General features: G+C 63.3%; 20 protein-coding genes and 1 pseudogene. 5 read left to right on the plus strand and 16 right to left on the minus strand.

Annotated features, from left to right (window positions below; translation table 11 throughout):
- Positions 1 to 5: 5 nt before the first annotated feature.
- Positions 6 to 2,195 (minus strand): anthranilate synthase, encoded by a 2,190-nt coding sequence (locus AC0V7N_RS13280; RefSeq protein WP_475458128.1) that lies wholly within the window; start codon positions 2,193 to 2,195, stop codon positions 6 to 8.
- Positions 2,196 to 2,513: 318 nt separating this feature from the next.
- Here AC0V7N_RS13280 and AC0V7N_RS13285 point away from each other — a divergent pair, with 318 nt between their 5' ends.
- Positions 2,514 to 3,284 carry an isocitrate lyase/PEP mutase family protein gene (locus AC0V7N_RS13285; RefSeq protein WP_475458130.1) on the plus strand — a complete coding sequence of 257 codons (771 nt, stop codon included), beginning with the start codon at positions 2,514 to 2,516 and terminating at the stop codon, positions 3,282 to 3,284.
- A gap of 271 nt (positions 3,285 to 3,555) precedes the next feature.
- On the opposite strand, the gene AC0V7N_RS13290 is transcribed toward AC0V7N_RS13285, so the two are convergent.
- The 3 genes from AC0V7N_RS13290 to AC0V7N_RS13300 form a co-directional block, all read right to left on the minus strand.
- Entirely contained in the window at positions 3,556 to 4,611 is a 1,056-nt protein-coding gene (locus AC0V7N_RS13290; RefSeq protein WP_496627884.1) for a M14 family metallopeptidase, read from the minus strand.
- Between the two features lie 176 nt (positions 4,612 to 4,787).
- Positions 4,788 to 5,963 (minus strand): MFS transporter, encoded by a 1,176-nt coding sequence (locus AC0V7N_RS13295; RefSeq protein WP_475458132.1) that lies wholly within the window; start codon positions 5,961 to 5,963, stop codon positions 4,788 to 4,790.
- 162 nt (positions 5,964 to 6,125) lie between these two features.
- Entirely contained in the window at positions 6,126 to 6,680 is a 555-nt protein-coding gene (locus tag AC0V7N_RS13300; RefSeq protein WP_475458134.1) for a hypothetical protein, read from the minus strand.
- A gap of 208 nt (positions 6,681 to 6,888) precedes the next feature.
- Here AC0V7N_RS13300 and AC0V7N_RS13305 point away from each other — a divergent pair, with 208 nt between their 5' ends.
- Positions 6,889 to 7,299 carry a MarR family winged helix-turn-helix transcriptional regulator gene (locus AC0V7N_RS13305; protein ID WP_475458136.1) on the plus strand — a complete coding sequence of 137 codons (411 nt, stop codon included), beginning with the start codon at positions 6,889 to 6,891 and terminating at the stop codon, positions 7,297 to 7,299.
- Positions 7,300 to 7,302: 3 nt separating this feature from the next.
- Here AC0V7N_RS13305 and AC0V7N_RS13310 read toward each other — a convergent pair.
- Positions 7,303 to 8,678 (minus strand): annotated as a pseudogene (locus AC0V7N_RS13310) (FAD-containing oxidoreductase).
- Positions 8,675 to 9,136, minus strand: a complete 462-nt coding sequence (locus tag AC0V7N_RS13315) for a DUF4126 domain-containing protein (RefSeq protein WP_475458141.1) — start codon at positions 9,134 to 9,136, stop codon at positions 8,675 to 8,677. The pseudogene AC0V7N_RS13310 and the gene AC0V7N_RS13315 overlap by 4 nt, the downstream one beginning before the upstream one ends.
- 140 nt (positions 9,137 to 9,276) lie before the next feature.
- On the opposite strand from AC0V7N_RS13315, the gene AC0V7N_RS13320 reads away from it, so the two are divergent.
- The gene (locus tag AC0V7N_RS13320) at positions 9,277 to 9,831 is read left to right on the plus strand and encodes a sugar O-acetyltransferase (protein WP_475458143.1); all 555 of its coding nucleotides are present in this window, start codon (positions 9,277 to 9,279) and stop codon (positions 9,829 to 9,831) included.
- Positions 9,832 to 9,848: 17 nt separating this feature from the next.
- Here AC0V7N_RS13320 and AC0V7N_RS13325 read toward each other — a convergent pair whose 3' ends face one another.
- Positions 9,849 to 10,835 carry a GlxA family transcriptional regulator gene (locus AC0V7N_RS13325; RefSeq protein ID WP_475458146.1) on the minus strand — a complete coding sequence of 329 codons (987 nt, stop codon included), beginning with the start codon at positions 10,833 to 10,835 and terminating at the stop codon, positions 9,849 to 9,851.
- Positions 10,836 to 10,964: 129 nt separating this feature from the next.
- On the opposite strand from AC0V7N_RS13325, the gene AC0V7N_RS13330 reads away from it, so the two are divergent.
- Complete coding sequence (locus tag AC0V7N_RS13330) at positions 10,965 to 11,609, plus strand: cysteine hydrolase family protein (protein WP_475458148.1); 645 nt, start codon at positions 10,965 to 10,967, stop codon at positions 11,607 to 11,609.
- A 68-nt stretch (positions 11,610 to 11,677) separates the two neighbouring features.
- On the opposite strand, the gene AC0V7N_RS13335 is transcribed toward AC0V7N_RS13330, so the two are convergent.
- The 8 genes from AC0V7N_RS13335 to AC0V7N_RS13370 all read right to left on the minus strand — a co-directional run bounded on the left by AC0V7N_RS13335 (position 11,678) and on the right by AC0V7N_RS13370 (position 22,117).
- Entirely contained in the window at positions 11,678 to 13,357 is a 1,680-nt protein-coding gene (locus AC0V7N_RS13335) for a formate--tetrahydrofolate ligase (RefSeq protein ID WP_475458150.1), read from the minus strand.
- Between the two features lie 314 nt (positions 13,358 to 13,671).
- Positions 13,672 to 14,796, minus strand: a complete 1,125-nt coding sequence (locus AC0V7N_RS13340; protein ID WP_475458152.1) for a DUF2333 family protein — start codon at positions 14,794 to 14,796, stop codon at positions 13,672 to 13,674.
- A 104-nt stretch (positions 14,797 to 14,900) separates the two neighbouring features.
- Positions 14,901 to 16,238, minus strand: coding sequence for a DUF6638 family protein (locus AC0V7N_RS13345; RefSeq protein ID WP_475458154.1), 1,338 nt, complete (start codon positions 16,236 to 16,238; stop codon positions 14,901 to 14,903).
- Positions 16,231 to 18,141 carry an AAA family ATPase gene (locus AC0V7N_RS13350; protein WP_475458156.1) on the minus strand — a complete coding sequence of 637 codons (1,911 nt, stop codon included), beginning with the start codon at positions 18,139 to 18,141 and terminating at the stop codon, positions 16,231 to 16,233. The genes AC0V7N_RS13345 and AC0V7N_RS13350 overlap by 8 nt, the downstream gene beginning before the upstream one ends.
- Positions 18,142 to 18,165: 24 nt before the next feature.
- Positions 18,166 to 19,311: a hypothetical protein gene (locus AC0V7N_RS13355; RefSeq protein ID WP_095201941.1), complete on the minus strand. Its 1,146-nt coding sequence runs from the start codon at positions 19,309 to 19,311 to the stop codon at positions 18,166 to 18,168.
- Positions 19,312 to 19,351: 40 nt separating this feature from the next.
- Positions 19,352 to 20,440, minus strand: a complete 1,089-nt coding sequence (locus AC0V7N_RS13360) for a hypothetical protein (RefSeq protein WP_475458158.1) — start codon at positions 20,438 to 20,440, stop codon at positions 19,352 to 19,354.
- A 307-nt stretch (positions 20,441 to 20,747) separates the two neighbouring features.
- On the minus strand, positions 20,748 to 21,137 hold the full coding sequence (locus AC0V7N_RS13365; RefSeq protein WP_475458160.1) for a c-type cytochrome: 390 nt from the start codon (positions 21,135 to 21,137) through the stop codon (positions 20,748 to 20,750).
- Between the two features lie 122 nt (positions 21,138 to 21,259).
- Positions 21,260 to 22,117, minus strand: a complete 858-nt coding sequence (locus AC0V7N_RS13370) for a LysR substrate-binding domain-containing protein (protein WP_475458162.1) — start codon at positions 22,115 to 22,117, stop codon at positions 21,260 to 21,262.
- Between the two features lie 99 nt (positions 22,118 to 22,216).
- Between AC0V7N_RS13370 and AC0V7N_RS13375 the strand changes: the two genes are divergently transcribed.
- A complete protein-coding gene (locus AC0V7N_RS13375; protein ID WP_475458164.1) occupies positions 22,217 to 23,113 on the plus strand; it encodes a DMT family transporter in 897 nt (298 codons plus the stop codon).
- Positions 23,114 to 23,126: 13 nt separating this feature from the next.
- On the opposite strand, the gene AC0V7N_RS13380 is transcribed toward AC0V7N_RS13375, so the two are convergent.
- The gene (locus tag AC0V7N_RS13380) at positions 23,127 to 23,738 is read right to left on the minus strand and encodes a thymidine kinase (RefSeq protein WP_027044004.1); all 612 of its coding nucleotides are present in this window, start codon (positions 23,736 to 23,738) and stop codon (positions 23,127 to 23,129) included.
- Positions 23,739 to 23,899: the final 161 nt, after the last annotated feature.

Raw genomic sequence — 23,899 nt, forward strand, 5'->3', positions numbered from 1 at the left:
CGAGGTCAGGCTGCCTTTTCCTTGGCCTTGCGCGGCAAGTGGGCGACGATGTTCTCGATGATGCGCATGCCGGCATTGTGGCCGAGCGTCATAATCGATTCCGGGTGGAACTGCACCGCGGCGATCGGCTCTTTGCGGTGCTCGAAGGCCATGATGACGCCGTCCTCGGTCTCCGCCGTGACGATGAAATCATCGGGCAGCCGCACCGGATCGGCAAAGATCGAGTGGTAGCGGCCGACGGTGACTTCCTTGGGCAGGCCGGAGAAGATGATGCCCGGCTTCGAGACACGGATGCGCGAGGGCTTGCCATGCATGGGAATATGCAGCTGGCGCAACTCCCCGCCATAGGCCTCGGCCAGCGCCTGCAGGCCAAGGCAGACGCCGAAGATCGGCAGGTCGCGGGCGCGCGCCTTCTTGATGGTGGCGGCACAGTCGAAATCCTTCGGCGTGCCCGGTCCTGGCGACAGCACAACCAGGTCCGGCTTCAGCCGGTCGAAGACTTCCTCAGGCACTGGCGTGCGCACGGTCGAGACATTGGCGCCGGTCTGGCGGAAATAGTTGGCCAGCGTGTGGACGAAGGAGTCCTCGTGATCGACGAGCAGGATGTTGACGCCATCGCCGACGCGCGCGGTGGTGCGCTCGGTGCTGGCGGCATTGCCCAATTTAGCGTCGCGAATGGCGGAGAGCATGGCGGATGCCTTCAATTCGGTTTCGGCTTCTTCTTCCTCGGGGATGCTGTCGAAGAGCAATGTGGCGCCGGCGCGCACCTCGGCGATGCCGTCCTTGATGCGGATGGTGCGCAGCGTCAGGCCGGTGTTCATGTCGCCGTTGAAATTGACCATGCCGATCGCCCCGCCATACCAGGCGCGCGGGCTCTTCTCGTTTTGCTCGATGAAACGCATGGCCCACAGTTTCGGCGCGCCGGTGACGGTGACCGCCCAGGCATGCGACAGGAAGGCATCGAAGGCATCCATGCCTTCGCGCAGCCGGCCTTCGATGTGGTCCACAGTGTGGATCAGGCGCGAATACATCTCGATCTGGCGGCGACCAATGACGCGCACCGACCCCGGTTCGCAAACCCTGGACTTGTCGTTGCGGTCGACGTCCGAGCACATCGTCAGCTCGGACTCGTCCTTCTTGGAGTTGAGCAGCTTCAGGATCTGCTCGCTGTCGGAAATGGCGTCGTCACCGCGCTTGATGGTGCCCGAGATCGGGCAGGTCTCGACCCGGCGGCCGTTGACGCGCACGAACATTTCCGGCGAGGCACCGATCAGATATTCGCCTTCGCCCAGATTGATGAAGAAGGAATAGGGCGACGGGTTGATCGACTTCAGCTTGCGCGAAATCTCGGACGGCTGCGTCTCGCAGCGCTCGTAGAACATCTGGCCGGGCACGACCTCAAACAGGTCGCCGCGCTTGAATGAATCCATCGCCTTGCGCACCAGATTGGCGTATTCGCCGGGCTCATGGTCGCCGCGCGGCGGGATGCGGTCGGCGGTCTTGAACGGCTCGGCGATTTCGTCACGCGACAGGCCTTCGGTCGAAAAACCCTCGCCTGAATAGTCGTAGCGGTCGGTCCAGGCCTTGGCCGAATAATGGTCGACGACGAGGATTTCGTCGGGCAGGAACAGGACGAGGTCACGCTGGCTCGGCTTGCGCTCGAGCTTGTAGTCGACCGGGTCGAACTGGAAGGCGAGGTCGTAGCCGAAGGCGCCGTAGAGGCCGAGATTGGCGTCTTCAGCGGTTTTGAACAGGGCCGTGATGGCGCGCAGCACGGTAAACACCGAAGGCACGCGGCTGCGTTCCTCCTCGGTGAAGACCCTGCCGGGCTTGGCGACGTCGAGGCGGATCAGTTTTTTCGTCGTCTCGGCGATGGTGATGTCGGCAAGACCACCCAGCGTCTTGCCGATGACCGGCAACAGCGCCTCGCCACGGCCGTTCAGTGCCTCGATGCGCATGGCACGGCCACGCGCCGAGATCACCAGCGGCGGATCGATGATGGCGGTGTCCCAGCGCGTGTAGCGGCCGGGATATTCGTAGTTCGAAGAAAACACCGCGCCACGGCGCGAATTCAAGCCATCGACGTAAGCGTCGATCGCGCCTGCATAGGGCCGGTCGTGGCGCTCGCGGGTGATGGTGATGCCACCTGCGGTCACGAAGCTTTCAGCGCCGTTTTCCAGAACCTTCATCGTCATTGCCGTCTCCATCAGCTTGTTGGGGCAACGGACCCGGGACTGGCTTCGCAAAAAACAAATGGCCGCCCGGACTTTCCGTTGCGGCCACCCTCTCTTTCACGCACGCGCGTTCGAACAGGCCGCTGTCAGCAGGCCCACCACCAAATGGTCTTGGTCGAACGCATGTTCATGGCGAAATCCATAGCGGCGAAAAACCGGATGCGCAACTGATTTGAAAGCCTGTTCGGTGGCCGCCGCTTCCCAGGCTCATGGCACATCGCCAGAGCCTGCGGCGTTGCCTAGACTATACATCCAACATCGAGAGAACGGGAAACACCAATGACCGAACAGGCCGAGCGCGCGCGGACGTTCCATTCCCTTCACGTCAAGGGCAACCCGATCGTTCTCTACAATGCCTGGGATCCGGGCTCGGCGAAGATCGTCGAGAAGGCGGGCGCCAAGGCGATCGCCACCGGAAGCTGGCCGGTCGCGGCCGCCTTTGGCTATCCCGATGGCGAGAAAATCCCGCTGGAGTTGGCGCTCGACAACATCAAGCGCATCGTGGCAGCGGTCGACCTGCCGGTGACCATGGACCTCGAAGGCGGCTACGGGGTCGATCCGGAATTCGTTGCTCGCACGGTGACGTTGGCGTTGCGCGCCGGCGCCATCGGTTTCAATTTCGAAGATCAGATTGTCGGCGGCAGCGGCCTGCACGACATCGACGTCCAGGTAACGCGCATCGAAGCCGCCGCCGCTGCCGTGAAGGCTTCCGGCATTCCGGCATTCCTAAACGCACGCACCGACATCTTCCTCAAGGCGAAGCCGGACGCGCATGACGACGAACTGCTCGATCAGGCCATCGAGCGGGCGCAGGCATATGAAAAGGCCGGAGCGAGCGGCTTCTTTGCGCCGGGTCTTGGTGACGAGGGCCTGATCGAGACGCTCTGCAAGTCGACGAACCTGCCGGTCAACATCATAGCGCTGGCGCATGTGCCGCCGCGCCAGCGGTTGGCCGAACTCGGCGTCGCCCGCATCAGCCACGGCCCTGTGCCGTACCGGCAGATGGCGGAATGGCTTGAGGCCAAGGCGCGGCTGGCGATCTCCGGATAGTGGTGCTGCACGGGGCAGCCAGTAGGGGATAAGGCGAGACCCCCCACTTCGTCATCCCTGGGCGAAGCAGGAGCGAAGCTCCGTCGCGGAGACCCTGGGATCCATGCCGCGACCTTGGAGGTGGAGTGCAACGGCGCAGAATTCTGCACCGTTGTGGTGCACAGATGTAACGGCATGGATTCTAGGGTCTGCGCCGCGTCGCTTCGCTCCTTGCTCCGCCCTAGAATGACGAAGCTATGGGACGCTTCGGCAAACTACCAGGCAAGCTTCCTCAGTCCTCGAGCGTCCCTGATCTGGCGTCGGCGCTCTTCCTGTCGCCGACCAGTTTCAGCAGGTCCTCGCCGGCGCGGATGATGCGGCGCGAGCGGCGGGTCAGGATGATGCCGTCCTGCGGCGCGAACACTTCCGCGCGGCCGCCGGTCTCGCCCGGTGCGTGGACGATGGTGGCGAGACGGTCGCCCCTGGCGACGCGGTCGCCGGGCTTCACGTCGTAGAGCACAGCGCCGGCCCGGGGGGCGGGCATCATGTCGATGTTTTCCAAGGGAGCGACGACACCCTTGAACGGACCCGGCGCAGGCAGGGCGCTGTCGGTGACCACGCCACGGGCCACCAGCAGGCGGTAGAGACCTTCGGCATCAGCGCCAGCCAGCGCGCCATCGACATCGAGGATGCCACGATATTCGACCGTGGTGGCGACACGGCGGTCGAACTTCGCCACATCGGCGGGAACGTTCTGATAGGGCATGATCGAGGCGCCCTCGAAAGTGCCGTCGCTGTCTTCGCTCCACAGCACCACCGCATCGATGCCCATGGCGGCGGCGCAATCGGCCATGGCCGGCCACAGGCTGGTGTGGACGTAGAGATAGGCAAGGCCTTCGTCGTCGCAATGCAGGTCGAGCACAATGTCGTGGCCGAGCGACAGCTGCACCAGGCGTGACTTCAGGCGCTGGTCGGCGCCGCCAAAGCTGGTGTCGGGCAAGAGCTTGGCGTCGGGCGCGGCAAGCAGCGGAAAGGCGCGGTTGAAATTGGTGCGGGTGCCCAGGTGAAAGCGGCCCTGATGCTCGCCGAAATGATATTGCGCGCGGCCGATCGGGTTGGCCCAGGGCACGATGGTGATGTTGCCCTTGATGCGGCCCTCGGCTGCGGCCTTGTTCAGCATCGGCATCAAAGCGTCGATGGCGACGACGCCCGGCAGTTCGCCGGCATGGAGGGCCGCCTGCAGATAGGCCGAGGGTGCCGCCTTGTCGCTACCTGCGAAGCGGAACACCGGGAATTCGTAGGAAACGCCTTCGCTGTCACCGGCGATGCGTTCGATCGATTTCTGCATGACTTCCTCCATTAGAGCGAGAAGACATGCCCATTTGAGAGTACCGATGTCGATTGGTCCAGCCCGCCCACGCTATGGGCGCAAGGGTGGTCTTTTGCCTTGCTGCATGTCGTTGTCCCAAAACCGCTGCGCACCCTCGGGTCAAGCCCGTGGGCATGCTTTTGGGCGACAGGCAGCTACTCCGCGGCAGCCTGAAGCGGGACAGGTGCCCGCCGGTCCAGCGCTTGCGAGAGTACCGCGACGGTGACCGCCAGCAAAGCGAGCACCGCGCCGACCAATGGCAGGTGGGCGTAGGAAACGCCGGCGGACAGCGCCACGCCGCCGATCCAGGCGCCGCTGGCATTACCGACATTGAAGGCGCCCTGGTTGAGCGTGGCGGCAAGGTTCGGTCCTTCGGACGCCGCCTCGACGACGCGGATCTGCAGCGGCGGCACGACGACGAAGATGAGCAGGCCCCACAGGAAGACGATGCCGATGGCGACACTGGCAATGGCGCCGAACTGCATGAAGCCAACGAACAGCACCGCCATCAACAGCAGCGTGCCGATGACGGTCGGCATCAGCTTCCAGTCTGCCAGCCGGCCGCCGATGATGTTGCCGATGGTCATGCCGGCGCCGAACAGCAGCAGCACCCAGGTAACCGCGGAGGTCGACAGGCCGGACACGTCGGTGAGGTAGGGTTTTATGTAGGTGAAGACGGCAAACAGGCTGGCCGAGGCAAGGGCGGCGATCAGCATCGCCAGCCAGACCTGCAATTTGCCCAGCACCCGCAACTCGCCGCGCAGGCCGCCGCCGCTTGGTTCGGCGACATCGGACGGCACCAGCCAGGCGATGGCCGCGACCGAGATCAGACCGATGCCGACGACGGCGATGAATGTGGAGCGCCAGCCTAAAGCTTCGCCAAGAGCCGTGCCGGCGGGAACGCCCAGAATGTTGGACAGCGTCAGTCCGGCGAACATCAAGGCCATGGCACTGGCACGCTTGTTGCGCGGCACCAGGCTGGCGGCAACGACCGAGCCGATGCCGAAGAAAGCGCCGTGGCCAAAAGCGGTGAAGACGCGCGCGGCCATCAGCGTCCAATAGTCAGGCGCGATGGCGCAGAACAGATTGCCGACGACGAACGAGGCAGTCAGCCCGACCAGCACAGGCTTGCGCGGCAAATGCGCGGTGGCCATGGCGACGATCGGAGCGCCGAAGACAACGCCCAGCGCATAGCCGGTGACCAGCAGGCCTGCCGAAGGGATCGACACGCCAAGGTCGGCGGCGACCTCCGGCAGCAGGCCCATGATGACGAATTCGGTGGTGCCGATGCAGAAGGACGCAATGGCAAGCGCAAGGATCGGCAAAGGCATGGGGCGTCCAGACTGAATCGGTTCAATTTCGAGACTGCGCGAGGATCCATACCGGGCGCAATGTCTATTGCTGCAATGCAGCAATGCAGAAAGCGTGGAGCAGATCGAAACGGGGCGCTAAGGCGCCCCGTTTTCAGACTATCCGCATGAGGGTTTTGCGGATCACGGTGCCTTCGGCGAGGCATAGGCGATGATGTCGTCGCCGCGATCGAGGGATCGGCGTGTCGCGGCGGCCGGCGCCGGCGTCTCAGCGGTGGCCACCGTGTCGCGGATCATGCCATGCGGCTGGAAGGCATAGGCTGCGGTGGCGATCAGCCCGAGCACCAGAATGCCGGCAAGGGCGAACGGGCCACGCTTGCCGCCCCCGGATGACGGAAACAGTGGCGCGAACAGAAGGGCGATGACGGCCAGCACGGACGGCGCGACCAGCCGCAGCACCAGCGGCCAGAAATCCAGCCCGGCTTCCCACAGCGCCCACGCAACCGTGGCGAGGAAGATGAGAATGCAGAGCCAGAAGCCGGCGCGCCGGCTCAAGGCGTATAGAAAGCCGGAGACGATGATGCCGGCGCCGGCCAGCGCGTAATACCAGGAGCCGCCGAGGCCGATGAACTGGACGCCGCCATAGAGCAGCGGCAGACCGATGATCATCAGCACCAGGCCGAAAAGGACGAGCAGCCAGGCGCCGCCGGAGATGTCGGTATCATCTTGTTCTGACATCGTGTTCCTCGCGCATTTCGGAATGCGATGCCTCGTGGTCGCGCGGGCTTCAAGTCGCGCTGGCGATCTGTCAAGGTCTGGTTCGTCTGGCTTCCGGCGGCGCGGAAATCGCCCAAGCAGAAGAATCGTATCGCATCCTAATAGATAGCATGTTATCATTTTCGTCATGACCAAGCAAGACCCGGATCGCGCCAGATTTGGCCCACTCATGATATCGGTCGCGAGGCTGTGGCGGCGCGCGGCTGACAAGGCGCTCGACGATTGCGGCCTGTCGCATGCCACCGCCATGCCGCTGGTGATGCTGTCGAGGCTCGGCGACAATCTGCGCCAGGGCGTGCTTGCCGACCATCTCGGTTTCGAAGGGCCGTCGCTGGTGCGTATCGTAGACCTGCTGGTCGAAGAGGGGCTGGTGACGCGCACCGAGGACGCCATCGACCGGCGCGCCAAGATCCTGTCGTTGACCGATGCCGGGCGAGTGCGGGTGATCGAGATCGAGCGCCTGCTGGCGGTGCTGCGCGCCGATCTGCTTAGCGACGTTGGCGCCGATGAACTGAAGGGAGCCGTGCTTCTGCTGAGCCGGCTGGAGGCGAAGCTGGCCGGACCGGAAGCTGTCGAGTAGATATCAGGCCAGCGGCTTCAACTCCTGGGCGATGGTGGGCAGCAGCTCCGAGACGGTTGGATGGATGTGCACGGCGCGCGCCAGCATGTCGACCGGCGCCTTGGCGTACATCAAATCGAGCACGCAATGCACCGCCTCGTCGCCGCCCGGGCCGAGCACCGAACAGCCGAGGATTTCCCTGGTATCGGCGTCCACGAGGATCTTCATGAAGCCTTGCGTTTCGCCCTTTTCGACGGCGCGGCCGACGCGCGTCATCGGCCGCTGACCGACCAGCCCGCGGCGTCCGGATTTCTTCACCGCCGCCTCGGTCATGCCGCAGCGGCCGAGCGGCGGGTCGATGTAGAGCGCATAGGCCTCGATGCGGTCGCTCACCTTGCGCGGATCATTGTCGAGCAGGTTGGCGGCGACGATCTCGTAGTCGTTGTAGGAGGTGTGGGTGAAGGCACCCTTGCCGTTGCAGTCGCCCATCGCCCAGATGCCGGGCACGCTGGTTTGCAACTGGTCGTCGACGATGACGAAGCCCCGCTTGTCGACCGCGACGCCGGCTCTGTCGAGGCCGAGATCGTCGGTGTTGGGAGTGCGTCCCAGCGCCAGCAGCGCGTGCGAGCCAACCGCGGGCGGCTTGCCGGCGGAGAAGGTCACGGCGATGTCGTTACCTTGTTTGGCGAAGCCGATGTCGTCGGCGCCGACATGGACCGCAATGCCTTCGTTTTCGAGGATAGACAGGATGGCGGAGGAGACCTCCTCGTCCTCGCGGCCGGTCAGGCGCGGGCTCTTCTCGATGACGGTGACATCGGAGCCGAAGCGGCGGAACATCTGCGCGAATTCGAGCGAGATGTAGCTGCCGCCGACGACAATCAAATGGCGCGGCAGGACGTCGAGATCCATCATCGAGGAATTGGTCAGATAGTCGATGTCGTTGATGCCGGGCAGGTCCGGCACCGAGGCGCGGCCGCCGGTGTTGAGGAAGATCTTTTCGGCGGTCAGAAGGTCATCGCCGACACGCACGGTGTTGGCGGATTCGAAGCGTGCATGGCCGCGGTAGAGCGTGCAGCCTTTCATGCCGGCGATCCATGTCTCCAGATTGGTGCGGGAGTCGTTTGTGACCTTGTCCTTGCGCGCCTTGATCCTGCTGTAATCGACGCCGACCGGCCGGAGAGCGTCACGCCATAATCGGCCGCGCGCCGCGCCAGATGCGCGGCATAGGCGCTGGCCACCATGGTCTTGGTCGGCATGCAGCCGGTGTTGACGCAGGTGCCGCCGACCAACTTGCGCTCGATCAGCGCCACGCTCATGCCGGCTGAAGTCAGCCGGCCGGCCAAGGGAGAACCGGCCTGTCCGGCGCCGATGATGATGGCGTCGTAGGTTTTTGCCGTCATGCCACCGCCGCCACGATCAGCAGGCCGCCGATGATCGCCACCGCGTCCTCGATGAAGGCGGCGGGCGGGTCCTTGCCGAAGGCGGTGGCCAGCCGGCCGCGCGCTTCGGCACCGCCCAGCGTGCCAATGACCGCGCCGATGGCGCCGGCGATCAGGCCGCCTATGGTGGAACCACCTGTCGCACCGATCACTGCGCCACTGAAGGCGCCAAGCAGGATGCGGGCACCGAATTGCTGCGGCACTTTACGGCTTGGCGTCGACGGCAACTGGTCAGTGACGAGCTCTACGATGGCGAGGATGGTGAAGATGCCGACAGCGGCCCAATGGCTCATGAAGCTTGCCCAGGTGCCGGCAACCGGCAGCCAGCCGAGATAGGCCCCCCAGGCGACCGCGGCCGGCGCCGTCATGGCGCGCAGACCGGCGATGACGCCGATCAGAAGTGCAAGAAGATAGAGCATGTTGATCCCCCTCGATCACCCGGCCAGGACGGCCTTGAGGCGGCAGGCTACCATAGGTCCGATATTTGACCAGTACTTGGATTGGCGCTTTTCTGCTGGCCGCAACTATGCTTTGCAATGACGTCAATTGGAGACCCGCCATGGCTGGAAGCGAGCGCGCGAAGATGGCGGCCGGCGAATGGTACACTTGCCTAGATGACGAGTTGGAGGCCTTGCGTGTCACGGCGCGCGACGCGGTGTTCGAGCACAATTGCCTGCCGCCGCGGCAGCGCGGCAATCTCGGGCCAGGCCTGAAGGCATTGCTCGGCGGCGTCGGCGAGGGCGCCCGCGTCGAGGTGCCGTTCCACTGCGCCTATGGGTTCAACATCGTTCTAGGCGACAATGTTTTCCTCAATGCCGGCTGCACCATTCTCGACACGGCAAGCGTCCGCATCGGCAAGGGAACGCTGCTCGGCCCCAATGTGCAGATCTACTGCGCCGAGCACCACAAGGAGGCTGCCGGCCGGCAAGCGGGACTGGAGATCGCCAGGCCGGTCGAGATCGGCGCCCATGCCTGGATCGGCGGCAGCGCTATCATCCTTGGCGGCGTCAGCATCGGCGAGGGCGCCATCGTCGGCGCCGGCGCGGTGGTGACGCGCGACGTGGCTGCGAACACGACTGTGGTTGGCAATCCGGCGAGACCAGTTAAGCGCTGAGTGCTTCTCGTAAGCGATCAGGTGTGCGCCATCCGTTCGTCCCGATCTATCCGCCTGGAGAATTCCCGTCGGTATTGCACCGGCGATGTCCGCAGCCTCGCGGCGAAATGCTGGCGCAGCGAGGTGGCGCTGCCGAAGCCGGCTTCGAAGGCCACAATGTCCATGGATTTCTCCGTTGCTTCCAGCAGGCGTTGCGCCAGTTCGATGCGCTGGCTTGTCAGCCAGTCGCCAAAACTGGTGCCGATCGATTTCTGGAAACGGCGGGTGAAGGTACGCCTTGTCAGGCCGGCGGCCTCGGCGACGCTGTCCAGGCTGTGCGTCTCGCCGAGTGTCGCGCGCACGGCGTCGAGGGCCTGGGTGAAACGGTCGGCGTTGGCGCTTCTTGCCACCGGATGCTCGATGAACTGTGCTTGCCCGCCCTGCCGATGCGGGGACAGCACAATCTGGCGGGCAAGCCGCAGTGCTGCTTCCGCGCCATAGCGGGCGCGCACGATGTGGAGGCAGCAATCGAGGCCGGCGGCGACACCGGCCGAGGTCACGACATCGCCATTGTCGACATAAAGCACGGTGGGGTCGACCTTGATGTCGGGATGAAGTTTCTGCAGCCGCTCGGAATAGGCCCAGTGCGTCGCGGCAGTGCGCCCGGAAAGCAGGCCGGCCGCGGCAATGGCAAAGGTGCCAAGGCACAGGCCGACGATCAAGGCGCCGCGCTGGTGTGCCTGGCACAACGCCGCCACCAGCAGCGGCGACGGCTGTTGGCCGAGATGATGCCAGCTGGGGATGATGACCATGTCTGCGCCATCGAGGCCTTCCAATCCGTGCGGCGCGGCAATGGTCAGTCCGGCCTCGGTGTGGATCGGGCCGGCCTTGACCGCGCAGATGCGGAACTCGAAGCGCGGCAGGCCAAGGGATGTCCTGTCCTCACCGAACACCAGGCAAGGCACGGAGAGATGGAACGGGCTGATGCCGTCGAAGGCGAGGACGGCGATGATCGGGGCGGTCATGGGCTGCTTCCAGCAAGGGAAAATCGGATTGTCCCAATTCTTTCGAATGATGTCAATCGGGCCACTTTTGGTCGATCGCCGACCAGCCTAGTTTTCGCCCATCGCATTCAAGCCGGAAAGGAAAACACCATGTCTGCCCCAGCCAACACCACGCCGCGTCGCGCGCTGATCGTCGTCGATGTCCAGAACGATTATGATGGCGGCAACCTGGCCATCCAGCATCCGCCGTTCCGCGACAGCGTCGTCAATGTGGCACGCGCCATGGATGCCGCGGCGGCCGCCGGCATCAAGGTGGTTGTTATCAAGCAGATGGCGCCCGAGACGTCGCCGATCTTCGCCAAGGGCAGTCACGGCGGCGAACTGCATCCGGAGATCGCCAGGCGTGGCCGCGACCATTATGTCGAGAAGATGCTGCCTTCCGCCTTTACCGGCACCGACCTCGAGGCATGGCTGCGCGCCAATGCCATCGATACGCTGACGGTCGTCGGCTACATGACGCATAATTGCGACCTGTCGACCATCATCCATGCCGTGCATGCGGGCTTTGCTGTCGAGTTCCTGTCGGATGCGACCGGCTCGGTGCCTTACGCCAACAGCGCCGGCTATGCCTCGGCTGAGGAGATCCACCGCGTGGTCACGATCATCCTGCAGTCGCGCTTCGCCGCGGTGCTCAAGACCGCCGAATGGGCCGAGTGCCTGAAGACTGGCGCCTTGCCGGAGCGCGACACGATCTACGCCTCCAATCAGCGGGCGCTGGCGCGCAGCGCGGCGTAGGACGATCCGCGAACAAAAAGGGCGCCGCATCGCTGCGGCGCCCTTCGCTTTTTGGGAACTGAAGGATCTTAGAACAGGCCTTCGATCTGGCCGGCCTCGTTGAGGAAGATCTTCTCCGAGGACGGTGCCTTGGGCAGGCCGGGCATGGTCATGACCTCGCCGCAGATGATGACGACGAAGCCGGCACCCGCCGAAAGCCTGACCTCGCGCACCGGCACGGTGTGGCCGGTCGGCGCGCCGCGCAGGTTCGGGTCGGTCGAGAAGGAATACTGGGTCTTGGCCATACAGACCGGCAGATTGCCGTAGCCGGCGTCTTCCCAGGCCTTGAGCTGGTCACGCACCGACTTGTCGGCGATCGCTTCCGAGCCGCGATAGATGCGCTGGACGATGGTGTTGATCTTCTCGAACAGCGGCATCGCATCGGGATAAAGCGGGGCGAACTGCGACGCGCCGGATTCGGCCAGCGCCACCACCTTGTTGGCGAGTTCCTCGATGCCGGCAGAGCCCTTGGCCCAATGCTTGCACAGGATCGCCTCTTCGCCCATCGAGGCGACGTAGTCCTTCATCGCCTGGATTTCGGCGTCGGTGTCGGAATAGAAGTGGTTGATGGCAACCACCGCCGGAACGCCGAACTGGCGGATGTTTTCGATGTGGCGGCCGAGGTTGGCGCAGCCTTTCTTGACGGCCTCGACGTTTTCCTTGCCGAGGTCTTCCTTCTTGACGCCGCCATTCATCTTCATGGCGCGCACGGTGGCGACGATGACGGCTGCCGCCGGCTTGAGGCCCGCCTTGCGGCACTTGATGTCGAAGAATTTTTCGGCGCCGAGATCAGCGCCAAAGCCGGCTTCGGTGACGACATAGTCGGCTAGCTTCAGCGCCGTCGTGGTGGCGACGACCGAGTTGCAGCCGTGCGCGATGTTGGCGAACGGACCGCCATGCACGAAGGCCGGGTTGTTCTCCAGCGTCTGCACGAGGTTGGGCTGCATGGCGTCCTTCAAAAGCACGGCCATGGCGCCGTCGGCCTTGAGGTCGCGGGCGTAGACCGGCGACTTGTCGCGGCGGTAGGCGACGATGATGTCGCCGAGGCGCTTTTCCAGATCCTTCAGATCGTTCGACAGGCACAGGATCGCCATGACTTCCGAGGCGACGGTGATGTCGAAGCCGCCTTCGCGCGGAAAACCATTGGCGACGCCGCCGAGCGAGCAGATGATTTCGCGCAGCGCCCGGTCGTTCATGTCCATGACGCGGCGCCACATCACGCGGCGGGTGTCGATGCCGAGCTCATTGCCCCAGTAGATGTGGTTGTCGATCAATGCCGAAAGCAGATTGTGCGCGGTGGTGATGGCGTGGAAGTCGCCGGTGAAATGGAGGTTCATGTCCTCCATCGGCACGACCTGCGCATAGCCGCCGCCGGCGGCACCGCCCTTGACGCCGAAATTCGGGCCGAGCGAAGCCTCGCGGATGCAGACGATCGCCTTCTTGCCGATGCGGTTCAGACCGTCACCGAGGCCGACGGTGGTGGTGGTCTTGCCTTCGCCGGCCGGGGTCGGGTTGATGGCGGTGACCAGGATCAGCTTGCCGTCCTTGTTGCCCTTCACCGATTTGATGAATTCGGCGGAGATTTTGGCCTTGTCGTGGCCATAGGGCAGCAGATGTTCGGTCGGGATGCCGATCTTCTGGCCGATCTCCTGGATCTGCTTTTTCTTGGCGCCGCGCGCGATCTCGATGTCGGACTTCACTTCGGCCATGACGGCTTTCCTCTGGATTGTACGGTGGAGGGGACGGGGTTGGTTTCTATCGCAAGCAGGCTGGAACCGGGCGCGCGGGCATGTTCTAACCCTGTCGCTGCCGTGGCGTCAACTTCCATGCAACTATGTTTCCTATAGAGAAAATTCTTCCGCGGCCGGCCGACCTGTCCTCGGTTCTTTCTGGCTCCGCTTGCCGCGCCGTATAGAAGCCAGAGCAAGGGCGCTTCCGCCGTCTCAAAACAGCCGCACAATGCACCGAATGCGACAGAGGCGACGACGCAAATCCGCCATCGCCTGGGCCGAAGCCTAAAGGGTTACTGCGTCAGCACGTTGCTGATTTCGACCATATTGGAGCGCACGCGCAGGATGTAGAAGCCCATCGTTGTCAGGTGCGTCGGCAAGAGCCAGCCATCCTCGCGGCCATTGGCGATGATGAAGGGCTGGATGCGCAGCGCCGAGACGAATTGCGCGTCCATCGTGTCCCACAGGCTCTGCAGGTGCTTTTCCTTGATGACGTCCTCGAAATCGGCCTGGGCGCCTTTCATCAGGCCGTAATAGGCATAGAGCTGGCCATAGGCGAACCAGTAGCGGTCGTCGGCGCGGGTGTCGAACCAGCCATTGTTGTGGTTCTCGGCGCGCTCCTTGAGGATGGCCGAGGTCGAGCCGATGTCCGATGCGATGCGGTCGATGTACTGCTTCAGATTGTCGGCGCGGGCATCGAAAGTAGCCTGGCAGGTGGCCAGCCGTGCGTTGAACGAGCGCAGCTTGCGCACCGCGTCGCGATAATAGCTCGGCGTCGGCGTCTTCGGGCCGAACGGGCTGACGCCGAAATACCAAGTGTATTCGTCGAACTGCAGATTGCCGCGCGCATCCTGCAGGTCGGCATCGATCTGCGAGGTCGTGCGCACGCGGCCGAGATTGTCGGCCAGCTCGGTCGCCGTGCGCCTTACCGCCTGGTTGATGCCACGCTGGAACGAGGCCTTGTTGTCCATCCACGGCGTGTCGTCCCAGTCGATGCCGAATAGGCCGAGCTTGTAGAGGATCATCGAGGAGATCCAGGCATTCTGGTTGACGTTGAAATCGGTCAGGTCGGCCGCCACCTGGGCGATGCCGGAGTTGCCGCAGGTCTTGGCGGTATCGGTACCGGCACCGGCGGCCACCTGTTCGCCGGCGGAGACATTGCGTTTCTCGAACGTGTAGGTGTCAGGGTAGTTCGGGTTGAACTTGTTCCACCACTGCGTGGCATAGAAGAAGTTGGCATAGAGGCCGATCAGGACCAGCACGGCCAGGCCGACCACGGCCTTCAGGATCCAGCCGCGCTGCTTGTACCAGCTGCCCGCCCACAGGAAGGGCCACAGGATGACACCGATCAAAAGGCCGATGCCGCGGCCGATCCATTGGAAAATCCGGGTGAAGAAGTTCACGATCGGATCGAGCATGGCTGTGTCATCCCCTCAAAGCATGATGCCAAAAAGTTGCAGACTTTTTGGATAAAATCATGCGCCAAACAATAAGTTAGAACGAAATGACAGTTCATTTCGTTCTAGTCAGTCAGGCCGTAGAGGCGTGTGCGAAACGCCACCTTGTCCTTCAAATATGTGGTTTTCAGAACGTCCACAACATGCGATCGCCAGGCGTCGCTGAAGCCGTCATAATCCTTGTAGAAGCCGTCCTTATTGAAGATGTAGCGCGAGACGAAGTCCGACGGCACGAAATCCGAGATCAGCCGATTGGTCAGCCAGGCGTCGGGATGGTCCGGCTTGGCGCGGATCACCAGGAAGCGCTGCTGCGGGAAGACATCGTCGATCTTGAGGTGGCCAAGCTGGGCGATCTCGCGCTTGGCGGCGTTGAGGAAGGGGAAATTGCCGTCCTTGGTGATCAGGTCGGCATGGCTCTGGATCCATGTCTGCAGCCAGACCTTGTCGACATCGGTCAAATTGCGGTCCGGCTCGGCGTCGCGGATCAGCGCGCGCACCACCATCTCGGCCCGGTGTTCGAGATAGCCCGAGGCTTCGACCCAGGAGGCGCGCGGCAATTCGATGCGGCCGGTGCTGGCCAGGAATTTGAACACCTTGTCGGCGTCGTTGATCGAGAGATAGCTCACCTGCCATGGCCGCGAGCGGCGGAAGCCAGGGGCAGCCGGATCGCTGATCACCGTCGTCATGTCGGGATCGACGAACACGTAGAGCCCGCCAAAATGGCTGGTCCAGTAAGCGTTGTGGCGGAATATCACCTGGTCGGGCACCAGCGCGTTCTCGCGGATATCGCCGCAGACCTTCGCCAACTCCACCATGCGGGTCAGCATGGCATTGTCGCGCCAGGCGTCGGGCTCCTGCTTCAGCCGGTCGACAAGCTTGCCGAGTTCGGCGGCCTTGCCCAGCACATCCTCCGCCGACAGCACCTTGAACTCGACCTGGTTGATCGACAGCAGGTCCTCGATGTCGTTGACCTTGGGAACGGAGTCCTCGATCTCGCCGTAGATGACGTCCTTGATGGTCAGCGCGTCGATGGCGCGCTGGTTCTTGGACATGAACTCGAACATCAGCAGCGAGGTGTTGGAGAAGGCGGTGTGCACCACCGGCAGGTCGATCTGCGACGGCGTCAGGATGATGAAGCGGCGATTGACCTCGTCGGGGTCGAGATAATCGTAGTCGCCGCATTCCTCGGCCACTTCGGGCGAGAAACCGGTGCGGTCGATCTGGAAGCTGGTGAGCTTGGTGGGCTTCTTGCCGAACGCGGCCAGCGCCTTGTTGTAGCGATCGATCAGATGAGGCTCGTCGACGGTCAGCAGCCGGCCATAGATGAGTTCGTTGTCGCGCAGAAGGTCGGGTTTCTTGGCTGCGTGCGGCGCGTCTTCCGCCGTCGACGAAGGTCTACGCATTCCAATTGCCCTTCTTCTTCATCTCCTCCATCTCGCGCGCGGCCCTCTCCCGCAGACGCGCATCGCGCAGGAGCTTCTCGACCGCGGCATCGTCGGACTTGTCGGAATAGCGGAACTCGCTGTCGGCGTAGCGGTTGATCTCCTGCATGACCATGTCCATCGAGAACGGGCCGCGCAGTTCCTCGATCATGGCTTTCTTCTCGTCATAGCCCTTGTGCATGAAGGCTTCCGGCTTTTCGAACCAGTCGTCGGGCAGTTCGATGTCCATGGCGCGCATCTTGATGGCGTCGGTAACGTTCTTGATGGCGCGGCCGGTGAAGCGCGGCTCGGCGTCCTTGATCAGGTGCAGATAGGTGCCGATATCGGCCATGGTCTTGGGCGCGCCGTTCTCCTTCATGTAGCGCTCGTAGACCTTCATCAGCCCGTCTTCCCTTGGCTTCTCATGCTCTTCATAGGCCTCGGTCACGGCGCGCTGGATCTCCTGCGCGGCGTAGAGCTCGTGCTTGCCCAGAGGGATCTCGTGGTTTTTGCCGGCGAGCAGCACGAAGATGTCGATGTAGTCGTCGCGGGTCTGCGGGCCGTCGACCAGCCAGCGGGCGCCGGCGCGCTGGCGCAGCGCGTCGTCGACATTTTCGGGATAGTTGGAGAACATGCCGAACGAGCAGTTGCCGCGCACGACGGTTGAAGCACCGGCGAAGGCATCCATCAGGACGCCAGTGATTTCCTGCTGGCCGGCCGAGGCGCGGTCGTCGGACCGTCTGGCGGCCACCTGGTCGATGTCGTCGATGGTGCCGAAGCCGATGACGCGGGGATTGAGCACATTGTTGATGAACTGGCGGCAGTTCTGGCCCGACTTGCCCTGATAGGACGAGATCTGGTCGACGCCGAAATTCTCATAGGCGAAGGGATAGCCGGCGACCTGGCAATAGCCGTTGACGAGGCCGGCGATCATCTGGATCAAAGTCGTCTTGCCGGTGCCGGGCGCGCCGTCGCCGATGAAGGTGAACAGGAAGCCGCCGAGTTCGACGAAGGGGTTCAGCTCGCGCTCGAAATCATAGGCCATCAGCATCCTGGCGAGCTTGACCGACTGGTATTTGGCGATGTGGTTGCCGACGACCTCTTCCGGCTTCTTGAAGGTCATCACCAGCGGCTTGGAGCGCTTGCCCGGCGCCACGTCGAAGCCATCGAGGGTGAAGTCGTCGGCGTCGATACGGATATGGGCATTCTCGAACGGGCCGATGCCATCGAAGCGGCCTTTTCTGGCCAGCAGCCCGTCTATGGCGACGCGGGCAAAGGCGCGCGCCCTGGTCATCAGGTCGGCATCGTCCTTCGAGCCCGCTATCGCCTTGTCGAGGCCGGCGAGGATCGACTTCACCGCATCCTGCGGCGTGTCGAAGAGAAAGTCCGGCTCTGGCGTGTCGTTGGGCGCCTCGCCATCGCTGTCGATCAGCTGGAACAGGTAGGAAGCGAGGCTGAAAGCCGAGATGTAGGCCGAGGCCGACAGGAGTTTCTTGAAGACGGAAGCCTCGTCGCCCTCGAGCGGCGCGCGGGTGTTTTTCGCCTGCAGGCTTTCGAGATCGGAGCCTTCGGCGAAGACATCCGATACGGCGAGCGCAATCGCCGTGCCGCGCCGGGCGCGAAACAGAAGCGTGTGCTGGGGGATGGTGAGCAACTGGTCGTCGGGATGGACGGCGCCGACGGTCTTCGTCAACTCGACCTCGCGGGTGCGGCGCACCGAGCCGACCGAGACCGTAGAGACAAAACGGCGGTTGGTGCCGGCCAAGGCCGTGCCGGATTCGCGCGATGGGTCCTCCAGCACGACGATGCGGGTGATAAAACTCTGCGCCATGGCGCGGTGCTTCTCGATCGCCGCTTCCGGGATGGTGGTCAGGCCGGTGTCCATGAAGGATGCTCCGTGGTGTGACGGTCAGACGTCTGAGATGACCTGTCCGTTGGACAGGATATGAACCTTGTAGCCGCCAAAAATCTTCTGGGCTTCGCCGGCGGCGTAGAGCGCCTGGTAGGCCTCGTGCGGGATCAGCGCGTGGTTCTCGTAGCTCGACACGCCCTGCCGCGCGGCTTCCAGATCATCGGTGTTGATGAAGAATTCCTGCGTCGTCTTTTCGCTGGAAAACAGCCCCTTGCGGCCGGGCTTCTCGCCCTTGGAATAGACCTCCTGGATGGTCCAGGTCAGCAGCCAGGCGTTTTCGGGCTTGCGCACCTTGGCCAGCACTTCCGTCACCGTCGAATTGTTGTCGGTAATGCCGGCCGAATAGAAAGGGCCGAGCACGACGCGGCGCAACTGCTTGGGGTGCAGCGGCTCGAAATCCTTGTCGAGGTTCACCGCAATGGTCGCCGGCGACAGCGTGTAGGCCGAGTTCTTCTCGGTGAAATCGTCAAAACGGTGGGCAAGCTCGGGATTGAGCAGGCCGTCGACCGGCAGCGGGATGTCGACCTTGTCGTTGAGCTTGCCGTTGCTGTCGACGAGCTGGCGGATCATGCTTTCCGAGGAATCCTCCACCGTCACCATGTAGACCAAAGGCAGGTTGGCGCTGCCGTCGAAGGTCGCCCAGTGGACGAGGTAGTAGGGCCGCGCCGTCTTCGGGTTGACCGAGACCTTGGCCGTCTGCGCCAACGTGAACGGCCCGAAAGTCTGCTCGCTCTTGACGTCCTCGAGATAGAGCCGCTCGGCCATCGATTTCTGCAGCGCCTCGGGGAATTCCTTGTGGCGCAGGATGAAGTCGGCCATCTCCTCGCGCAGCTCGCCGGCCAGCGGGATGTTGGCGAGCCGGCTGTCAGCCTGGCGGCGGTCGTTCTCCAGCTCGAGCAGGTTCTGGAAGACAGGAAAACCGCTTTCGGCGCGCGAAATGCGGAACGTGTCCATGAAGCCCAGCCGGTTGCGCCAGCAGGAGAAGGACTTGTCGAGCCGGGCGATGTATTCGGCAACGATCTTGGCGACGATGCCATGCCGGTAGAGCGGCGAGCGGTCGTCGCGCATGAACACTTCAAGGCCGCTGAGCGCCGCCGTGATTGCCGAGAAATACCGCGCCGCCGCGTCGTTTTCGGGGGTCATGCTGTCAGCCCTGGGATTGTCGCACCGGTGCGCGCGGCAATTATGACTGCACGTAGTTGGCCGAATTGTGCTTCTTCAGCACTTCGTCGAAGCGGCGGGCGAAGGCATCGTCGGCGAGCTTCTTGCGGCGCTGGATATCGGCGCTGGCGACCATGTTCTTCTCATGCATCTCGAGCAGGTCGCCAATGTGCTTTTGCGAGGCGGCGCCAATGCCGGCCATGGTTTCCTCGGCGGTGTTGTCGACCTGGCTGCCCAGCGTGTTGATCTTGTGAGCGACGTCCTGCTGGGCGGCGGTCTTCAGCGAATCTTCCAGGGCCTTGTAGAGCACGATGCGCTGCTCGGTATCGATGGTCAGCTTGTTGATCAGCGTCGACTGCGCGGCGATCTGGTTGTTGAGCGAATCGACGAAGGTCTGGAACATCGAGGTGTAGCGCTCCAGCGTCTGGCTTTCGGCCAGCAGCTCCTGCTCCTTGGCCTGCTTTTCGTTGTATTCGGTGGCGAGCACAGAGCGTTCGCCTTCGAGCTGTGTGCGGTCCTTCTGGTTCGTCGAGGCGGCGATCTTGTTCTCGATGTCGAGCAGCATCGGATTGAGTTCCTCGATGCGCTTCTGCACGGCTTCGAGGTTGGACATGGTGGTCTTGCGGCGCTCGATGACCTGCGACAGGCTGGCCTCGGAGGTCTTGTAGCGTTGGTCGAGAACCTCTTTCTGCGCCTTCAGGATGCCGACGATGGTGTCGGATTTGGCCAGCAGTTCCTGCAGATTGCCGGCCAGCGACATGTTGCGGACGCGGTCGGTGCGCATGCGCTGCTTGCGCTGCGACGAAAAGATGCCGACGAAATTTTCCCAGCCGGAATAGTTCTTCATGCTCTCGAACTCGGCGCCGAAGACATTGGTGGCGTCTTCCAGGCCGATGATCAGGTCGGCGATGTTGCCTTCCATCACCTTCTGCTGCTTCAGCACATCCTCGATGCGGGCGTTCTCGATGTCGAAATTGGCGTCGCCGATCTTCTTGTCCGCGGTGGCGAGCGTATCAAGCACGGTGCCGGACTGCTCGATCTTGGTGCGCATGTCCTGGACGACCTGCTTGGTCTTGGCAATTTCGGCATCGAAATTCTGCAATGTCGCCATAGGGGCCTCCCGCTTCGGCTTCCGATCGCTGGTTGCGAACAGCGGCGAATATATGTGGGGCATCCGGGGATTGAAAGACGTGAAGATTGAGGCGGTGTGAAAACAAAAGAATCCGCCAAGGCCTTGAAAGACAATGAAGGTGGGGTCATGGCGTGATTAGCCGGCCGGTCAGGCTTAGTTCAACTGCCATTGAACTTTCATGCCGGCAAAGCAGTCGACCCTCGCCAACGCGGATATGCTGAATTCGGCAGGGAATTGAACCGGTTGCAGGCAAAGCCAGCGCCGTCATGCGGCGCACAGCGCGCGTTCAGGGCTTCGGATCAGCCTTCAGATAAGCGATGACATTGGCGATGTCGTCATCATTGGTCAGGCCGCCAAAAGCCATTTTGTTGCCGGGAACCTTGAGCTTGGGAGCCCTGAGATATTCAGCAAGATTTGCCTCGTCCCAGACAAGACCGCCAGCGCCCGCACCCTTCATTGCCTCCGAATAATGGCCAAGGAAGCTCTCGGCTGTACCCGCGGTGCGGCCGACGACACCCAGCAGATGCGGGCCGACCTTGTCGCGGTCGCTGGCTGCTTCATGGCAGGCGATGCAGCGGTTGAAGACGTGCTTGCCCTGCACGGGGTCGCCGCCGGCATGAGCGGCAACGGAGGTGGCAAGCAGAAGAAGGGCGGCTGAGGAAACGGCTCGAAGCATGGCTGACCCCGGAGAGCTCTGGCTGACGGCCTTATAGGACCGAGCCCTTAACAAACGCTGCATCGTGGCGGATTGGCAAGGGCGGAGTTCAGCCCAATTTCCTGCGACCGGACGATGGAATCTCAGGCCTGCTGCGCGAGGTCGCGGCGCAGGAAATCATGCAGCCGATCGACCGCCGGCGTCGTTGACGCCGGGTTGCGCAGGATGCCGATTTCGAGATCCGGCAGTACCGGAAGCCCTTCATTGGAGCCGATGATGCGCAGTGATGGCGGCACGCTGCGCTGAGCTAGACCCGCGACCGCAAGCCCAGCCTGCACGACCGCGATGAGGCCAAGCAGGGAGGCGCTGGAATAGGTGCAGCGGTAGGATCGGTCGGCTTCGCCAAGCGCCTGCAGGACATTCATCCTGGCGGCGCAGCCGGGCTCGAACAGCGCGACGGGCAAGGGATCGGCCTGCCACGCGACATGGTTTGGCGAGGCGACCCAGACGAAGCGTTCGAGCCGGATCACCTCGAGCGCCTGTTCCGGCAAACGGGTGATGATCGCCAGATCGAGTCGCCCTTCCGCCAGGGTTTTCACCAGCGCGGTCGACTGTTCGCAGATCAGTTCGACCGTCACCAGCGGATGGTCCTCGGCAAAGCGTGACAGGACCGGCGGCAGCAGGAAGGCCGCATAGTCGTCCGGTACGCCAAGGCGCACGCTGCCCGTCTCCTTCGGCCGGGTGACGCTCGCCCAGGCCTCGTCCGACAGCTTCAGCAGCCGGCGCGCATAGATGAGAAAGTCCTCGCCGATCGCGTTGGGGGTAACGGTTCTCGGTCCTCGCACCAGAAGCTGGTTGCCGACCATCTCTTCCAGCCTCTGCATCTGCATGCTGACCGCCGACTGGCTGCGGCCGACCCGCGGTGCCGCATTGGACAGGCTGCCGCTTTCGACGACGGCGACGAAGGTTTTCAGCAAATTGAGGTCAAGCGGAGCAGCCATGGTGCTATCAGCATATCGAATAGCTAGGTCCAAATCTATTCACTTGTTTGAAAGCTATCCTGCTGGCCAAATGAGTCTTCTCCGTTTGAGGAGCCTTCGATGAAGGACCTGCCAACCTCCCGTTTTCCGGCCGCGAGCCTCGCCTTCGCGATGACGATCGCCGGCACGGTTGGCGCCTTCGTGACGGAAGCGGGGCTGCATCCCGTGACGATCGTGTTCTGGCGCTGCGTCTTCGGCGCCATGTTCCTCGGCGCATGGTGCTTTCTGCGAGGCTATCTGCCGGACCGCACCCTGTCCCCGACCCGCCTGGCGCTGGCCGCGCTCGCCGGCGCCTGCATGGTGCTGAGCTGGACGGCCTTCTTCGCCGGCTTCGCCATGACGTCCATCGCCACGACGACGATCGTCTATCACGTGCAGCCGTTCTTTGTGGTGATCATCGGCGTGGTTTTCCTCAAGGAGCGCATCTCGCTCGACCAGATCCTGTGGATGCTCGGCGCGTTCCTTGGCGTCGTGCTGGCCAGCGGGCTGGTGGTTTCGCATGCGCAGGCCAGCACGGCATGGGCGCTGGGCATCGCGCTGACGCTGGTTGCCGCGCTGCTCTATGCGGTGGCGACGATCCTCGCCAAAGGCCTCGGCCAGCAGCGCGCGGAGGTCACCGTGCTTTGCCAGACGATCGTCGGGATTGTCATGCTCGCGCCTTTCGCCGGGATCGGCGAGCCTGTTCCCGCGCATTCATGGGGCTGGCTGGTCAGCATCGGCGTGCTGCACACCGGCATTGCCTATGTGCTGATGAACTCGGCCTTTCCGCGCCTGACGACGCCGGTGATCGGCATCATCACCTTCATCTATCCGGTCGTTGCCATTATCATCGACTGGGCGGTCTACGGGCATCCGCTCGGGCCGGCACAGGCCGCCGGCATGGTGCTGATCGCCGTGGCGACGCTCGGTGTCCGGCTGGGCTGGCGGTTTCCGCTAAGGCGCGTCTCGACGGCCTGACGCGGATCGCGAGTCAGGATTTCATGAAGCCGATGAAATCGTCGGGCGCGGCACGGCCCATTTCTTCTTCCCAGTGACGGCGGCAGAGCGAGACATAGACGTCCTTGCCGATCGCCACCTGTTCGCCCTGGCGGGCCACCTTGCCATCGGCGCCGAGGCGCACGACCATCGTCGCCTTGCGGCCGCAGCGGCAGATCGTGCGCACCTCGCGCAGATCGTCGGCGATCGCCAGCAGCGCGCGCGAGCCGGAAAACAGCTTGCCCTGGAAATCGGTGCGCAGGCCGTAGCACATCACCGGGATGTTCAGCCGGTCGGCGATGCGGGCCAATTGCCAGACCTGCTCCTCCTCAAGGAACTGCGCCTCGTCGACGAAGACGCAATGCACCGTCGTATGGTCGTGATGTTCGGCGACGCGGGCGAACAAATCGTCGCCGTCGCGGAACATCTCGGCCTCGGTCTCCAGCCCGATGCGCGAGGAGATCAGGCCGCTGTCGCCCTTGCGGTAATGGCCGGCGACGAACAGCATCGTCGTCATGCCGCGTTCGCGATAATTGTACGACGCCTGCAAGAGCATCGTCGTCTTGCCGGCATTCATCGTCGCGTAGTGGAAATAGAGCTTGGCCATGCCGCTCTTTTAAGCCGACTTGCCTCGGCACTGGGAGGGGCCGCCGCCGCATTCCCCTGAAAAAGCAGCCTTGCACGACAAAAGCGTCAACCGTGTCGCTGATTGGCCAGTCCGCGCCGTTGATCGTGATTGCCTTAGCGCTTGAATCCACACCAGAATGG

It is taken from the genome of Mesorhizobium kamtschaticum, assembly GCF_056174585.1.

What these genes read in the sequence shown, in the direction of transcription:
- AC0V7N_RS13370 (WP_475458162.1), bottom strand. Translation starts at nt 22,117, where the DNA reads ATGGCTGCTCCGCTTGACCTCAATTTGCTGAAAACCTTCGTCGCCGTC.
- AC0V7N_RS13285 (WP_475458130.1), top strand. Translation starts at nt 2,514, where the DNA reads ATGACCGAACAGGCCGAGCGCGCGCGGACGTTCCATTCCCTTCACGTC.
- AC0V7N_RS13350 (WP_475458156.1), bottom strand. Translation starts at nt 18,141, where the DNA reads ATGGACACCGGCCTGACCACCATCCCGGAAGCGGCGATCGAGAAGCAC.
- AC0V7N_RS13335 (WP_475458150.1), bottom strand. Translation starts at nt 13,357, where the DNA reads ATGGCCGAAGTGAAGTCCGACATCGAGATCGCGCGCGGCGCCAAGAAA.
- AC0V7N_RS13325 (WP_475458146.1), bottom strand. Translation starts at nt 10,835, where the DNA reads ATGACCGCCCCGATCATCGCCGTCCTCGCCTTCGACGGCATCAGCCCG.
- AC0V7N_RS13315 (WP_475458141.1), bottom strand. Translation starts at nt 9,136, where the DNA reads ATGCTCTATCTTCTTGCACTTCTGATCGGCGTCATCGCCGGTCTGCGC.
- AC0V7N_RS13295 (WP_475458132.1), bottom strand. Translation starts at nt 5,963, where the DNA reads ATGCCTTTGCCGATCCTTGCGCTTGCCATTGCGTCCTTCTGCATCGGC.
- AC0V7N_RS13380 (WP_027044004.1), bottom strand. Translation starts at nt 23,738, where the DNA reads ATGGCCAAGCTCTATTTCCACTACGCGACGATGAATGCCGGCAAGACG.
- AC0V7N_RS13300 (WP_475458134.1), bottom strand. Translation starts at nt 6,680, where the DNA reads ATGTCAGAACAAGATGATACCGACATCTCCGGCGGCGCCTGGCTGCTC.
- AC0V7N_RS13355 (WP_095201941.1), bottom strand. Translation starts at nt 19,311, where the DNA reads ATGACCCCCGAAAACGACGCGGCGGCGCGGTATTTCTCGGCAATCACG.
- AC0V7N_RS13330 (WP_475458148.1), top strand. Translation starts at nt 10,965, where the DNA reads ATGTCTGCCCCAGCCAACACCACGCCGCGTCGCGCGCTGATCGTCGTC.
- AC0V7N_RS13320 (WP_475458143.1), top strand. Translation starts at nt 9,277, where the DNA reads ATGGCTGGAAGCGAGCGCGCGAAGATGGCGGCCGGCGAATGGTACACT.
- AC0V7N_RS13360 (WP_475458158.1), bottom strand. Translation starts at nt 20,440, where the DNA reads ATGGCGACATTGCAGAATTTCGATGCCGAAATTGCCAAGACCAAGCAG.
- AC0V7N_RS13340 (WP_475458152.1), bottom strand. Translation starts at nt 14,796, where the DNA reads ATGCTCGATCCGATCGTGAACTTCTTCACCCGGATTTTCCAATGGATC.
- AC0V7N_RS13280 (WP_475458128.1), bottom strand. Translation starts at nt 2,195, where the DNA reads ATGACGATGAAGGTTCTGGAAAACGGCGCTGAAAGCTTCGTGACCGCA.
- AC0V7N_RS13365 (WP_475458160.1), bottom strand. Translation starts at nt 21,137, where the DNA reads ATGCTTCGAGCCGTTTCCTCAGCCGCCCTTCTTCTGCTTGCCACCTCC.
- AC0V7N_RS13290 (WP_496627884.1), bottom strand. Translation starts at nt 4,611, where the DNA reads ATGCAGAAATCGATCGAACGCATCGCCGGTGACAGCGAAGGCGTTTCC.
- AC0V7N_RS13375 (WP_475458164.1), top strand. Translation starts at nt 22,217, where the DNA reads ATGAAGGACCTGCCAACCTCCCGTTTTCCGGCCGCGAGCCTCGCCTTC.
- AC0V7N_RS13345 (WP_475458154.1), bottom strand. Translation starts at nt 16,238, where the DNA reads ATGCGTAGACCTTCGTCGACGGCGGAAGACGCGCCGCACGCAGCCAAG.
- AC0V7N_RS13305 (WP_475458136.1), top strand. Translation starts at nt 6,889, where the DNA reads ATGATATCGGTCGCGAGGCTGTGGCGGCGCGCGGCTGACAAGGCGCTC.